Consider the following 13,086-nt stretch of genomic DNA (forward strand, 5'->3'; position numbering starts at 1 on the left):
GTGAATCGACTCGCAGTGAAGGGTTATTTGTTGTTGCGGAAATCCCAGCGGTTCGGGCTGGTGGTGGAAACGGTGCCGTTGAAGAAAAAGTTTCCAAGCCGTTCATCGTTGTAGAGGATCGATTTGGTGGGGGCCCGGACGGTATCGACATTGCCGGCGAAATTGAGGATGTTGCAGCCGCCGGAGTGGCGCGGGTCGGCTCCCTCGTTGTCGCGGTTGGAGTGGATGACGTAATATCCGCGGTCGGAATTCGTTGCGATCGAGTCCGTCAGCAGAATCAGCCGGGAAGGAGTCCGCTTGATCTTGCCGGTGTTGACCGGGCCGAACCAGCGGTTGTAGATTCTCCACGGAAACCCGTAGCTGATGTAGCCCGTCTGCATTTCCGTCACGGCGGAGTCTCCGGTTCCATATGCCATATTTTTTGCATCCTTCTTGCAGAACAGCAGATTGCGGTTGGCGGCGTTTTCGGGTTTGAAGCCGATCATCCTGAACCAGACGGGTTGTCCCGCGTTGATGTTGCCTTCGTTGTCGGCGACGTAGGGAACGCAATCCTGATTTTCGCCGAAATACATTTGGAAACCGATTCCGAGCTGCTTGAGATTGCTGATGCAGCTTGTGCTGTAAGCCCGCTCCCGCGCCTGCTGCAGTGCGGGCAGCAGCATGGAGGCGAGAATTGCGATGATGGCGATAACGACCAGAAGTTCGATCAGGGTGAAGCTTTTTCTCTGCATAATTGTACTCCGTCCGATAATAGTTAATAAGTGAAGCGGAATACAGGGGAAAATGTATTGCGGCGTGGCAGTCCCGGCCAAAAGTACGGGCGGAGGCTGCTGCATGATGACATGCCCGCCGCATGAGTGTAAGAAACGGAATGCGGGGAAGATATTCCCTGTGGAGCTTCGGACAAAGCGTGCGGAGCCTGCGAACTGAATGCAGCCGGAACATTGCAGCCGCCGGAGGCCGAAAAAACAGGAGAGCCGCCCGCACCCGGATTTGCCGAAAGACAATAACTATTTAAACAGGAGGATATTAAAGAAAAAATACACCTGCTCGGCTATATAACATACTAACTATTATACGTCAGATTGTGCCGGATTCCGCACGGAGCCGTTGACGACCATGGCCGGTTTGAAGTATTCGAACGGGTTGTTGTCCGGCGCGTACCGGTCGGGACGGCTCAGGATTTCGAGGATCGCGTCGATCTGCCCTTCGAGGTTGACGTCCACGCAATCGAGCGGAGGATGATGGATTTCCGCAGACTGTCCCGGTTCGATGTTGACGACGCTGAGTTCTTCGGGAATCCGGATTCCGGCGTTGTGGCAGGCGTTGACCGCTCCGCTGAGGGAGTCGGCGATGCCGATCAGCCCGGTGAAATCGATTCCTCGCTTCAGCACTCCGGCGAAGTGGCGATAGGTTTTGTCCGGCGCGTAATCGCCGGAACGGACGCCGCAATCGAGCACTTTGCACTTCATGCCGTGAAGCTCGGCGTAGGTCAGGACTCCGTTCAGGCGTTCGCGGATCACGCCGTTGGGCGGTTCGGAAACCAGTACGGCGATGCTGCGGTGCCCGTATTGAAACAGATGATCCGCGGCGAGGCTTCCGGCAAACGTGTCGTTGACACCCACCGACAGCAGCCTGGTGTCGCCCCGGTGGCGGTTCATGATGACCAGCGGAACGCGCGAGGCGTATTCCTCGAGTTTCCGCAGTGCGGCGGAGTCCCACGAATCCGCGCTGGTGAGCATGGCGACTCCGGCCACGTTCTCCTCCTCGAGCGGCAGGCGGGCCGGAACGCGTTCGCTGTAATCGTAAGAGTGGACGAGAATCCGGGTCGGCAGGTATTTCTCCCGCACGGCTGCGAGATGCCGTTCCATCAGAGTCAGGTCCGAAGAGTTCCAGCGCGGGACCGCGAAGAGGAAGGTTGAAGGAATTTCCGTATTCAGGCGCCCGACTTCCTCGGTGACGAACGTCCCGCGCCCCGGTACGACGCGCAGCAGGCCGGCCGTGCGGAATTTCACGACGGTGCGGTCCACGATGAGCTGGCTGACGTTGAAGCGCTTCATGATTTCGCGGCTGGTGATGAACTTGTCGCCCGGAGCGTATTTCGAAAGCTCCCGGCGCAGCTGGTCGTAGAGAATGTCGGTTTTCAGAATCGCCTGTTCCATGCGGTTTCCTTTTGTGTGCTTCTATGTATATTATAGTGTATTTTTCACAATAATGCAATAGTGATACGGAAAAAATCCGCTTTTTTTGCCGGGCCGGAGAGAAACGTGTGTGACAGCCGGGGGGACATTTTGTCGCGGTATTGTGTCGAATTGTTCCGATCTGCTTGTCCGGCAGGGATATGGCATGGGGATGAAACGACTTGGCATGCCTTGTGCTGATACGGAAGCATCGACATGGGGAGTCGAACGTAAGGAGGTATTGATATGAATATTATGACGAGATGGAATGGGAACGACGGCCTGCTGCCGGCGACGCTGGGCGGTCTGAACGAGCTGTTTCGTTCCGTATTCGACCAAGTTGCCGATTTCGGTCCCGAGTGGATGTCCGACCGGATCGGCGGAAGGATGCTTGACGTGGAGGTCGGCGAGAAGGAGGTGAAGGTTACGCTTCCGCTTCCGGGCTGCCGCGGCGACGAAATTGAAGTCGAAATGCTCGGCGACGTTCTGACCGTGCGTGCCGAACGCAGCGAAGAGCGCGGCGACGGCGGTGAGGAGAAGCATTATCTGCGCCGCGAACGCTCGACCATGAGCTACGAAGAGTCCGTGAAGCTCCCGGTGAAGGTGCTGGGGCAGAAGGCGAGCGCGACTTACGACGACGGTGTGCTGACCGTGGTGCTTCCGCGGGAAGAGGAGGCCGTCGACAAGGCTCATGTGGTCAAGGTTCAGTAAGCAGGAGGTGAGGATTATGGATACCGCAAATGTCAGGGAAAACGAAAAGGATGAAGTTCAGGTCATGCCGGAGCCGGTGACGCTGGTTCCGCTGGTGGATATCCTGGAAGGGGAGAACGGGGTTACGGTCCAGTTCGAGGTCCCCGGGGCGAATTCCGGAACGGTCGACATCGAGGTTCTGAACGGTGTTCTCACCATGACTGCGAAGAGTTCGCTCAAGCGGAACGGCCGCCCGGTCGTCTTCAAGCGCAACTTCCGGATTTCGGAGGACGTTGACGTCCAGAAGATTTCCGCGAAGTCGAGGGACGGCGTCCTGACGCTTGAGATTCCGAAGGCCGAACGCGCCAGAGTGCACCGCATCAAGGTGCAGTGACGGATGCCATCCGGGTCGCGGACCCGGGTCAGTGAGGATGGAGAACCCGGCAGGCAGCCCCTGCCGGGCGTTTTTTTGCTCCGGCTGCCGAGCCGGCGCCCGAAAAAAATACCGCGGCGGGAAAGCGCCGCGGTATTTTCATACGGAACGGGTCCGGTTACTTGACCGCTTTGATTCCGGTTTCGACGCCGGGATACCCGGAGACTTTGCAGTTGATCATCTTGAAGACGAAGTAGTCGGTGGTGTTGATTTCATACTTCGCATTCAGGAGCACGTCGCAGTTGTTCTTCTTGCAGGCGTCGAAGGTGGCGGCCTGCTTGACCAGCGCGTACGGATTCGGGAAGAGCCCGATGCCGTTGTCGCTGCTTTCGAAGCTGCGGTCCGCGAATTCGCTGACGCCCCAGGAAAAGACCGAGAAAAGCACGTTGAGCTGGGCTTCGCCGCTGACCTTGGTATCCTTGTGAGTGATGACCGATTCGAATTTGGCCGGAACCATGACGGCCTTGAAGTCATTGGCCGCGTCGTTGTTGTTGACGGTCGTGCAGCCGGTCATGACCATGACGGCGGAAACGGCGGCCAGAGCCGAAAGATACAGTTTTTTCATTTTTCCCTTCCCTCTTTGTTAGGATTCTCTTCCGCCGCATCGGCGGGACGCGGCGGTTCTGTCTGCTAATGTAGCGGACCTGCGGGAAAATGCAAACGGGGAAGCGCATTTTTAACGGAATTTGATGAAAATATATTTGATTTTATGGATTTTGATGAATTATCCTTTTGTTGCTGAAATATTTTTCTATTGTTGATTCGGGAGATTCGAGGACAGAAAAAAAGCCCTTCCGGAACACTCCGGAAGGGCAGCAAAGCGATCGGCTGCGGCTGGCTTTTACTTGGCCTGCTCGTTCTTCTGCAGGACGCCGGCTTCGAGCAGCTTGTCGATGAGCTGCTGCATCGAGTTGAACGCGCCGAGGAAGCCCTGCGGCGGCATGATGATGCGTTCGTTGACCACCGGAGTCGGGGCCGCGCCGTTTTCGTTCGGCTGCAGGGTCACGAAATCGAAACGGACCATGCCGCCCGCAAAGTGAATCTGGCCGATGCCGTCCGCGAAAATCTCTTTCTTATGTTCCATTTTTCCATATTCTCCTTATTTTGACATGGATGGCTGACTGTTTCATATTTTACGGATGAGTATCACAATAACACCTTCCGGGGGAAAAGTCAACCCGGAAGGCGCCTCCGCACAGTTAAAAATTGAATTTAAAATAGTTGAACAGATGGGTCCGTATCCAGTTCCGCGCCTCATAGAAGCGCATGGCCGGGAGATTCTGGTCGTCACAGTTGAGCTGGAGCCGCCGGGCGCCCCGCTGTTTCGCCCACGCGCCGGCCGCGTCCAGGAGCCGGCTCCCGATGCCGCGCCGCCGGAACTCCGGGTGCAGCACCAGGTCCTCGATCTGGGCGGCATAGCTTCCCATCGCAGTCGAAATCTGGAGCTGCACGCCGCAGAAACCGGCGACCCGTCCGCCGCATTCCGCGACGAGAAGCTCCGCGAATGGCGATTCGAGCATCAGCGAGAGGCCCGCCTGCTGCTTTGATGCGTCCGGCTCGAAATCCTGCTCGAGCTCGAACAGCTGCCGCAGGAGTTCGACGAGCTCCGGGAGGTCCGCTTCGGCGGCCGGACGGATGCGGATCGCCTCCGTCATTCGTTTTCACCGTCATCAAATTTGTCGGTTCGGAACGGCAGCGCCGGCAGTCCGGCGCTGTTGCGCAGATCGGCCGACCGGGGGTTGTCGCTCCAGCCGTAGCGCACGGCGACCGGCTCCGGAACCTGCGGACTTGAAACGGCGACCTTGACTCCGGCGATCACGGCTTCGGCCGGTTTGAAAACCCGGTCGTTTCCGGCGATCCAGAAGCCGTGCGGCCTGCCGTCCGGCGCGATGAGCCCGCCTGCCGCATGGTCGAAGGAGAGGAGCAGCGCATCGCCGGAACGGGTCTGGGAGCGGAATACCGGCCCGGAACCCTCCTCTTTGCCGCCGTATGCCTGCATGAGGGCGGCGGCGGCGAGGCGTTCCCCGACGGTCTGCTTGTCCTTCGGGTGGATGTCTGCGGCATCGCCGGCGTCGACCGCCGAGGCGACGAGGTTTCCGGTCGCGGCGGCGGCGCGGCTCTGCGCTTCGCGGATCGGCGCCCATTCCGAATTCGGGTCGTAGTCCATCGCGGTCCGGTATCCGGCCAGAAGAACCTGCAGAAACGGGATGTCGCCCTGGGCGAAATGGAATCTCCAGTCCGCAATGAGGTCGCGCATGAGCCTCTCGTACTGGTGGAAGCGGATCGCGTTCGATTCTCCCTGATACCAGATCACGCCGCGGAGCGCGGCCGGTACGAGCGGGCGGATCATGTTGTCGAACAGGATCGAGAACGAGTTCGGGCAGCAGAGCCCCATGCCGGAGAGATGCGGGAAGGCCGGGCCGAGATCGGTTTCGATCTTGTAGCTCCATTCGCCGGCGATCGAGATCTTCTCGCGCTCCGCGTCGGCCGGGGCCAGCTTCATGCCGGAAGCCGGGCCGGTCAGCCCGCCGTCGTAGGCGAACGAGTAATCGCGCACGGCGATGACCCGGAGTCCGGGCCTGACCAGTTCTGAGGGAATCCGGTAGACCCGGCAGACGTCCCAGCACGACGTGTCGTATCCGCTGCCGGTGCGGCCTACTTCGACGCCGTCGAAGTAGGTGATGTCGTGCTTGTCGACGGCGCCGAGGGTCAGAATGAGTTCGCGGCCCGCCCATTCCGCCGGAATTTCGACCTTGCGGCGGAACCAGACGGTTCCGTTGGTATTGAGGTCGAACTCCTTCCACTGGGCGGGCAGGGCGGTGCGGTCCCAGTTCGAGTCGTCGTAGGCGCTCTCCGCCCAGCCGGCGGAAAAGCCGCTGTTCTCCGGTTCCGGCGGCAGGTGGGTGAACAATGCCGTTTCGAAATTGCGCATCGGTATTTCGAGCTCCTCGGGGGAGAGCGAATCCCAGTATTCGGTGCTGCCCGTCCGGAGCAGGTATTCGGAATAAGCTCTGGCGATATCCGGATTCCGCGCCAGGGTTTCGCCGCTGGTCCACGCCTCGGCGATCGTGCCGCCCCAGCTCGATGCGAGAACGCCGACCGGAACTGCGAGCTCATCGGCCAGCTTCTTTGCGAAGAAGAGGGCCACGGCGCTCCAGTCGTCGATCGTGGCCGCCGACGCAGTCTGCCAGGCGGCGTCGACATCCCGGGCCGGGGTCAGCAGCGCATTGCGCGGCACGGTCAGCATGCGGACCGCGTCGAGTTCACCGGCGTCGGCCCGCCGTCTCAGCTCCGCGCCGCCGTCGGCGAGCGAGGAAACCTTGAATTCCATGTTCGACTGCCCGGAGGCGAGCCAGACTTCTCCGAGCGCGATGTTCTGCGCCGTCGCCGTTTCGCCGCTTTCGAGCTCGGTGACCTGAAGCGTCAGGCGGACGGCGGACGGCATCGGCGGGAAGCGGAGCAGGAATTTCCCGTCCGCGCCGGAACGGGTTTCGGCGCTCCCGTCCCCGAGCGTGGCGCGGACCCGGCGGAACGGTGCGCACCAGCCCCAGACCGGAACGGCCCGGTCTCTCTGCAGAACGGCGTTGTCCCCGAACAATGCGGCGAGTTTCAGCATGGATTTTTCTCCTGTATTGATTCAATTTTCTGAATTATCAGATTTTTATAACTTTTTGTGCGAATTCAGCCTGCGGCGCTTGAAAAAAGGTTGCGGCGGCCATATAGTACATAATGTATTATAATAAGCCACGTCACACCGAAAAAGCAACCGGAAGGAGAACGAAAATGCCGAGAAAATCCGCGACATGCTTCACTTTGATCGAACTTCTGGTTGTGATTGCGATCATCGCAATCCTGGCCGGGATGCTGCTGCCGGCGCTGAACCGGGCCCGCGATGCGGCGAAAGCGACGAACTGCCTCGGCAACATGAAGCAGATCGGCATGATGATGGCGATGTATCAGGAAGGGTTCCGGGGCACCTATCCGACTCCCGAAAACGCGCCGGACTGGGAGGACGGCGTGCGCGGCTGGACCAACCAGCTGCGGGTCAACCAGGGGGCTCAGAAACAGTTCTTCCACTGTCCGGCCGACGCCGAGCGCGACTTCTCGTATTCGATGAACGTCCATGAGCCGTGGATCAGGCACCAGTCCGGCATGGCGCGGGATTATTCCTGGCGGCAGGTGCTGCTCGAACGCGCCAGGGTCGGCGCCGCCGGCATCATCCTCGTCGAAGAGAGCCGTTCCGACTTCTTCACGAAAACCGACAGCGATCAGGACAATTATACGCAGAATGCCGCCCCGTACAAGCAGGATCCGCGCCACGGCGGCTTCACCTTCTGCATGGCGGACGGACATGCGGAAAAATTCAAGGAATACGACTTCGACCGGGTCACCTACTACACCGACCGGCTCTCCGGCTGGCTCGGCACCTCCTGGTCGGCGAGCGAGAGCAATACCGTAAAGGACAACAGCAGACAGTGATGAACCGCTGGAAAATCGATACCGTTCTGGCACTGTTCCGGGAGGCAGGAGAGATCGCACTGCGCTATTATGACGATCCGCCGCTCGAAATCAAGGCGGACCACACGCCGGTGACGCAGGCCGACCGCGAGATCGAAGCGCTGTTCGCCGCCCGGTTCGACCGTCCGGCGGAAGCGCTTTACCTGATCGGCGAGGAGACCGTCGACCGGCGTGACGAGGCATACATTTCCGCCGCCCTTGCCGGGGAGTGCTTTGTGGTCGATCCCATCGACGGAACTGCGCCGTATGCGGCGGGCGTTCCGCTCTGGGGCATCTCGCTCGGGTATATGCGCGGCGGCATGCTGACCGAGGGGGCGATCTGTCTTCCGGCCCGCGACGAGGCGTTCCTGACCTGCCGCGGTTCGATTTTCCGCGCCCGCCGCGTCCTCTCCGGGGCGCCCGAAGTCGAGCCGTTCACGCCGGAACCGATGCGCTATACGCCCGCCGCGCCGGTCTGCGCGGCGCAGAACGCGGCGCGCGGCTGGGAGATTTCGTTTCCGAACCAGCTTTTCGTCTGGTCCACCTGTGTGGGCGTCTACGACTGCCTGCTGCGCGGGAAGGTCTACGGCATGATCCAGCACTGCAAGCTGTGGGATCTGGCCGGCGGCATGCCGCTTCTGAAGCTGGCCGGTTTCGAGGCGCGCGGCGCGGACGGCCGCGAGCTCGGGCTCGATGTGGTCTCCGGCGGCAATTTTTATCTGGAGAACGGGCCGCACCGCTGGCGGCAGAAAGATTATGTGGTCATCGCTCCCGACCGTCAGGGGACGGAAGCGATCTGGAATCAAGTGAAAGCAAAGAACCTGTCATGAGAAAGAGTGAAGAAAGTTCCGGTCCGGCCGGAAGCGCGGTTTACATGGTCAGCCTCGGCTGCTCGAAGAATCTGGTCGATACCGAGGTGATTGCGGGGACGCTGCTGACCTCCGGCCGCACGCTGGCGTTCGATCCGAACGAGGCGGACCTTTATGTCATCAACACCTGCGCCTTCATCCCGGCCGCGCGCCGCGAGGCGGAGGAGGCGATCGAAGAGGCGCTCGTCTGGAAGAAGGAGCGTCCGGGCCGGACCGTGGTCGTCGCCGGCTGCCTGACCGAGTGGGACAAACCGGGCGATTACCGCCGGCGCTATGCGGAGGTCGACCTGTGGACCGGCGTCAACGATGTCGCCGGGATCGCCGCGCTGCTCGACGAAAAGCGCGTTCCGGAGAGCGGCAGGGAACCGCTCTGGCTCTACGACCACACCACGCCGCGGCTGCAGCTGACCGTGCCGCACATGGCTTATCTGAAGATTGCGGACGGGTGCAACAACCGCTGCAGTTATTGTGCGATTCCGGGAATCCGCGGCGTGTTGCGGAGCCGGAGCATCGCGTCGGTCGAAGCCGAGGCGAAGAACCTCGTCGATGCCGGCGTGAAGGAGCTGCTCGTGATCGCGCAGGATATCACGGCCTTCGGCGCCGACCGTCCGGGCGACGGGGAGGACATTGCGCGGCTGCTCGAAAGACTTAACGCGATTCCGGGGGATTTCGTGATCCGGCTGCTCTACACGCATCCGGCCCACTACACGGATTCGTTCATCGGATTCCTGGCCCGTCCGGGGACGAAGGTGCTGCCGTATCTCGACATTCCGCTGCAGCACATCAACGACAGGATTCTGAAGGCGATGGGTCGTCATGTGACGAAGGCGGAGACGGTTGCGCTGCTGGAGAGACTGCGGGAGGAGGTGAAGGATCTGACCATCCGCACCACCTTCATCACCGGTTTCCCGGGGGAGACGGACGAGGAGTTCGAGGAGCTCGCCGCTTTCGTGAAAGAGCAGAAGTTCGAACGCTGCGGGGTGTTTCCGTACTCGCCCGAGCCGGGGACGCCGGCGGCGAAGCTGCCGGGGCAGATTCCGCTTGAGCTCGCCGAGACGCGGGCGAAGAGGCTTCTGGAGCTTCAGAAGAAGATCATGCGGAAGGTGAACCGGAACTGGATCGGGCGCGAGGTCCGCATGCTCGTCGATGATGTGGACGGCCGGGTTGCGGTCGGCCGGGCGATGATGGATGCGCCGGAGATCGACAACCGGATTCTTCTCCTGCACGCGAAACGGCTCAGGCCCGGGCAGTTCTGCCCGGTCAGGATCACCGGGGCCGACAGCTACGAGTTTACTGCGGAACAGCTTTGATTTTTGGAAAGGAACAGATCGTATGAAACTGCCGAACCTGCCGAATATGCTGACGATCAGCAGAATTCTGTTTGTCCTGGTCTTCGTGGTGCTGGCCACGGTGGCGGACAAGACGTTCATTTCGTCCGAAACAGTGCGTTTCGGAATCCGTCTGGGGGCCTATATTCTGGCGATCATCGCCGGGGGGACCGACCTGCTGGACGGCTATCTCGCGCGGCGCTGGAATCAGGTGACCGATTTCGGTGCGCTGATGGACCCGCTGGCGGACAAAATCTTCGTGACGGCGACGATGCTGATCGCGGTCGAATGCCGCCTGATGCCGGCCTGGATCGTGATCGCGGTGCTCTGCCGGGAGTTCATGGTGACGGGGCTGCGGACGCTGGCCGCGAAGAAGCAGGTCGTGATTTCTGCCGATCACTGGGGAAAGCTCAAAACAGCGCTCCAGATGCTGATGCTGGCGATCGCGGGTGCATCGTGGGTCTGGGAGTTCGACCTGCAGCAGGAGAAGTGGTTCGGAATCCGTCTCTGGTATGTCTGGATCGCATATCTTTGCGGCATCGTGCTGGTCACGGTCGGTTCGGGTGCCGGCTATTTCGTTCGTTACCATTCGCTCTATCTGGGGGAGGATGACGCGGGGAAGGCATGATTTTCAGCGATATTTCGTCTGCTCCGGCTTGCAAAAGAGCAAAAAGGCGCTATATTGAATAGCGCTGAGCCGGGAGAAATCCGGTTTCGGTAAACGGAGAGATGGTTGAGTGGTCGAAGGCGCCACATTGGAAATGTGGTGTACCGCAAGGTACCGAGGGTTCGAATCCCTCTCTCTCCGCCATTTATTTTTCCCCGTCTGATTTCTGATAAAAAGAGAATCTTTTATTCAAAAGCGCTAAAAGTCGTTGGTGTAAAGGGATTTGCGAAAATCGAAGCGGTGTGTTTGAAACACACTCAGAATCTGAAAAAAGGTCTTTTTCAAAGGAAAATCACGACTTCGGCGTCTGAATTCTGAGTTTTGCTGAAAAGGTCAAAAATTCAGTTAAAGTAGCAAGTCGTTGATTATGAACAATCTTTAATTTTTGTAGTGTAACTGGCATGGGTGGGGGGTATCGCACTCGGTCGAAATGAAAAAACACCCTCTTTTTTCTGACCCGGATTTGAGTTCAAAAATTATAACTGACACCCTGTTTTAACGGGGGGCCAGAAAACATTTCTCTATCAAGATTTTTTCCGCACCCTCAGTCTGATTTGAAAAACGTTGCCTCTTCCGCCTCAAAAATCGTTCTATTTTAACTGGCAAAAAGGGTGCCGTTGAACATATGGCTGCCATTTTTCATTCAGCCCCCCGTTTTCTGTGAAATTTTCTTTAAAAACATTTCACTCTCTCGTCCTTTGGGGTTTGGGGCTTTTGTGTAATTTTTCTTCTTGCTGAACATACTCAAATGATTGTAAGGAGGTGTTGCCATTACAGCTCTTCTCGCGTCTTGCAATCACAAGGGCTCCGGCAGGTTTGGTCCCGGAATTTTGCGAGAATTGCATTTTGATGAAGTTTACACTTTGGAAATTGCATTTTTGCAATCATCTTGTATAATGGAAGTATGCGGAGGAGGTGCGTGTCTATGGCTTTACCCGGAACACCCGGACAGCGGATTTCCGATTTATGCAACGGGAACCACATCACACAAAAGGAACTTGCGGAGAAGATAGGCGTTTCTGCTTCCCAGTTGAGCCGCATTGTCAGCGGCGAAACGAGAACGGTCAGCAGTGATATTCTCATCGGTGTGGCAAAGGAATTTAAGGTATCGACAGACTACATACTGGGCTTGTCCACCGTGAGCGTCCGTAAGAGCTATGATATTTCTGAATTAGGCTTGTCAGAGGGAGCCGTGAGGGGGCTTGTGACGGGTGCTGTTGATGTGCAAATACTCAATCGCTTACTGGAACACAGGAATTTTCCCAAACTGATAGATTTGATACGGATTTATTTTCAGGACACGGCGGCAAAGGGGATAACAGCAAGAAACCAGCTTATCGAGATAGCAACGGCTTCCCTGTCCGACCTGATGAAAGAACACCCGGAACACCGGGCGGAAGCAAAGCGGGATTTACAGCTTTTGAACGCTCAGAAGATGGGGGAACATGAAGCGGAGATTGAAAAAATCAAAAATGTGTTTCTTGCTATCCTGCGGGATATTAAGAAAGACATTGACAACGGGGAACAGCCGGGAGAAGCTGTGACCGCCGCGATGTTCCAAGCCATGCGGGACGCATTGGCGGAACAGAAGCAAAACCCGCTTTCCATTGACGATGTAGCGGCGATGGTTGCCGGACAGATCGGACAGCTTACGCCGATGGATGAAGAAACTGCCGACCTGTTCAAGCAGTTGGCAAAAAAGATGATGAAAGGAATAGAATTCAAGTTTTCCTGTTTTTTTGAACTGCTCCCGCGAATCGAGAGAAGTTCCTGAATTTATTGTGCCGACCTTGATTGAAAAAAACACGAATTTTTTTGGCTGACCGGGGAAGCGCCAAGGACGGACTAAAATTGCGACTCCCCGCTCAAAAATCAATTTTAAGCCTGATTCCTGCCCTCCTGAGGCGCACTTGTCGCCGTTTTTGTCATTTTTGGTGAAAATTTTGGTTTCATCGCTCACAGGTCCCTTTCTGTGTGTCAAATTTCCAACGTAAGTCGTTGATTATCAATGCCTGAAATGGCAACTCCAAAAGTCGATTGTGCTATATTACCACAGATCGCAACCAACTGGAGGAAACAGTGATGAAATTCAACGAATTGCTCGGTAAGGCAACCAACGAAATCCCATTTTATCGTCAACCCATTTTCCAAATCATCATCATCGGACTTGTCGCCGGAGTTCAACCCGGAAGAATCAGCTCGATATTCCGGTGTTTTTCCAATTTCATTCCAAGCCATTTCACGCTCAAACGGTTTTACAATTTCATCAATTCCGGAAAAATCCCGTGGCGCAAGCTTTGGGATGCGTTGCTCCTCGAACTCGGCGATCCGTCTGTTGACGGGCGTATTCTTCTGGCGCTTGACGACGAGCTCAGCCCGAAAACCGGGAAAAAGATTCAGGATTGCGCAACTCATTTCGATC

At 57.7% G+C, this 13,086-nt stretch carries 14 protein-coding genes and 1 tRNA gene; 8 read left to right on the forward strand and 7 right to left on the reverse strand.

The window, feature by feature from the left end; all coding sequences use genetic code 11:
- Positions 1-23: 23 nt before the first annotated feature.
- Positions 24-731, reverse strand: a complete 708-nt coding sequence (locus tag FYJ85_RS24230; protein ID WP_106052667.1) for a type II secretion system protein — start codon at positions 729-731, stop codon at positions 24-26.
- 342 nt (positions 732-1,073) lie between these two features.
- Entirely contained in the window at positions 1,074-2,162 is a 1,089-nt protein-coding gene (locus tag FYJ85_RS18250; RefSeq protein WP_106052666.1) for a substrate-binding domain-containing protein, read from the reverse strand.
- Between the two features lie 264 nt (positions 2,163-2,426).
- Here FYJ85_RS18250 and FYJ85_RS18255 point away from each other — a divergent pair, with 264 nt between their 5' ends.
- Together FYJ85_RS18255 and FYJ85_RS18260 are read left to right on the forward strand one after the other, a co-directional pair.
- Entirely contained in the window at positions 2,427-2,891 is a 465-nt protein-coding gene (locus FYJ85_RS18255) for an Hsp20/alpha crystallin family protein (RefSeq protein WP_106052665.1), read from the forward strand.
- Between the two features lie 16 nt (positions 2,892-2,907).
- Positions 2,908-3,264 carry an Hsp20/alpha crystallin family protein gene (locus tag FYJ85_RS18260; RefSeq protein WP_158703820.1) on the forward strand — a complete coding sequence of 119 codons (357 nt, stop codon included), beginning with the start codon at positions 2,908-2,910 and terminating at the stop codon, positions 3,262-3,264.
- 157 nt (positions 3,265-3,421) lie between these two features.
- On the opposite strand, the gene FYJ85_RS18265 is transcribed toward FYJ85_RS18260, so the two are convergent.
- The 4 genes from FYJ85_RS18265 to FYJ85_RS18280 form a co-directional block, all read right to left on the reverse strand.
- Complete coding sequence (locus tag FYJ85_RS18265) at positions 3,422-3,868, reverse strand: hypothetical protein (protein WP_106052663.1); 447 nt, start codon at positions 3,866-3,868, stop codon at positions 3,422-3,424.
- 276 nt (positions 3,869-4,144) lie between these two features.
- Positions 4,145-4,387 (reverse strand): hypothetical protein, encoded by a 243-nt coding sequence (locus tag FYJ85_RS18270; protein ID WP_106052662.1) that lies wholly within the window; start codon positions 4,385-4,387, stop codon positions 4,145-4,147.
- A 115-nt stretch (positions 4,388-4,502) separates the two neighbouring features.
- Complete coding sequence (locus tag FYJ85_RS18275; protein WP_106052661.1) at positions 4,503-4,958, reverse strand: GNAT family N-acetyltransferase; 456 nt, start codon at positions 4,956-4,958, stop codon at positions 4,503-4,505.
- Positions 4,955-6,919 (reverse strand): sialate O-acetylesterase, encoded by a 1,965-nt coding sequence (locus FYJ85_RS18280; protein WP_106052660.1) that lies wholly within the window; start codon positions 6,917-6,919, stop codon positions 4,955-4,957. Before FYJ85_RS18280 ends, FYJ85_RS18275 begins: the two co-directional genes overlap by 4 nt.
- Positions 6,920-7,086: 167 nt before the next feature.
- Between FYJ85_RS18280 and FYJ85_RS18285 the strand changes: the two genes are divergently transcribed.
- The 6 genes from FYJ85_RS18285 to FYJ85_RS18310 all read left to right on the forward strand — a co-directional run bounded on the left by FYJ85_RS18285 (position 7,087) and on the right by FYJ85_RS18310 (position 12,438).
- Positions 7,087-7,782 carry a type II secretion system protein gene (locus tag FYJ85_RS18285; RefSeq protein ID WP_106052659.1) on the forward strand — a complete coding sequence of 232 codons (696 nt, stop codon included), beginning with the start codon at positions 7,087-7,089 and terminating at the stop codon, positions 7,780-7,782.
- The gene (locus FYJ85_RS18290) at positions 7,782-8,630 is read left to right on the forward strand and encodes an inositol monophosphatase family protein (protein ID WP_154420026.1); all 849 of its coding nucleotides are present in this window, start codon (positions 7,782-7,784) and stop codon (positions 8,628-8,630) included. Before FYJ85_RS18285 ends, FYJ85_RS18290 begins: the two co-directional genes overlap by 1 nt.
- Entirely contained in the window at positions 8,627-9,979 is a 1,353-nt protein-coding gene (gene rimO, locus FYJ85_RS18295; protein ID WP_154420028.1) for a 30S ribosomal protein S12 methylthiotransferase RimO, read from the forward strand. Before FYJ85_RS18290 ends, rimO begins: the two co-directional genes overlap by 4 nt.
- A 22-nt stretch (positions 9,980-10,001) precedes the next feature.
- On the forward strand, positions 10,002-10,625 hold the full coding sequence (gene pgsA / locus FYJ85_RS18300) for a CDP-diacylglycerol--glycerol-3-phosphate 3-phosphatidyltransferase (RefSeq protein ID WP_177994700.1): 624 nt from the start codon (positions 10,002-10,004) through the stop codon (positions 10,623-10,625).
- Between the two features lie 95 nt (positions 10,626-10,720).
- A tRNA-Ser gene (locus FYJ85_RS18305) sits at positions 10,721-10,808 on the forward strand.
- A 781-nt stretch (positions 10,809-11,589) separates the two neighbouring features.
- Positions 11,590-12,438, forward strand: a complete 849-nt coding sequence (locus FYJ85_RS18310) for a helix-turn-helix domain-containing protein (RefSeq protein ID WP_154420032.1) — start codon at positions 11,590-11,592, stop codon at positions 12,436-12,438.
- Between the two features lie 203 nt (positions 12,439-12,641).
- On the opposite strand, the gene FYJ85_RS23290 is transcribed toward FYJ85_RS18310, so the two are convergent.
- A partial coding sequence (locus tag FYJ85_RS23290; protein ID WP_206213300.1) for a hypothetical protein occupies positions 12,642-13,086 on the reverse strand: 445 nt, incomplete at its 5' end.

This window comes from Victivallis lenta, from assembly GCF_009695545.1.
Classification (GTDB): domain Bacteria; phylum Verrucomicrobiota; class Lentisphaeria; order Victivallales; family Victivallaceae; genus Victivallis; species Victivallis lenta.

Bases quoted from the DNA above. Each gene is read 5' to 3' on its own strand.
- FYJ85_RS24230 (WP_106052667.1), bottom strand. From the start codon at position 731: ATGCAGAGAAAAAGCTTCACCCTGATCGAACTTCTGGTCGTTATCGCC.
- FYJ85_RS18250 (WP_106052666.1), bottom strand. From the start codon at position 2,162: ATGGAACAGGCGATTCTGAAAACCGACATTCTCTACGACCAGCTGCGC.
- FYJ85_RS18255 (WP_106052665.1), top strand. From the start codon at position 2,427: ATGAATATTATGACGAGATGGAATGGGAACGACGGCCTGCTGCCGGCG.
- FYJ85_RS18260 (WP_158703820.1), top strand. From the start codon at position 2,908: ATGGATACCGCAAATGTCAGGGAAAACGAAAAGGATGAAGTTCAGGTC.
- FYJ85_RS18265 (WP_106052663.1), bottom strand. From the start codon at position 3,868: ATGAAAAAACTGTATCTTTCGGCTCTGGCCGCCGTTTCCGCCGTCATG.
- FYJ85_RS18270 (WP_106052662.1), bottom strand. From the start codon at position 4,387: ATGGAACATAAGAAAGAGATTTTCGCGGACGGCATCGGCCAGATTCAC.
- FYJ85_RS18275 (WP_106052661.1), bottom strand. From the start codon at position 4,958: ATGACGGAGGCGATCCGCATCCGTCCGGCCGCCGAAGCGGACCTCCCG.
- FYJ85_RS18280 (WP_106052660.1), bottom strand. From the start codon at position 6,919: ATGCTGAAACTCGCCGCATTGTTCGGGGACAACGCCGTTCTGCAGAGA.
- FYJ85_RS18285 (WP_106052659.1), top strand. From the start codon at position 7,087: ATGCCGAGAAAATCCGCGACATGCTTCACTTTGATCGAACTTCTGGTT.
- FYJ85_RS18290 (WP_154420026.1), top strand. From the start codon at position 7,782: ATGAACCGCTGGAAAATCGATACCGTTCTGGCACTGTTCCGGGAGGCA.
- rimO (WP_154420028.1), top strand. From the start codon at position 8,627: ATGAGAAAGAGTGAAGAAAGTTCCGGTCCGGCCGGAAGCGCGGTTTAC.
- pgsA (WP_177994700.1), top strand. From the start codon at position 10,002: ATGAAACTGCCGAACCTGCCGAATATGCTGACGATCAGCAGAATTCTG.
- FYJ85_RS18310 (WP_154420032.1), top strand. From the start codon at position 11,590: ATGGCTTTACCCGGAACACCCGGACAGCGGATTTCCGATTTATGCAAC.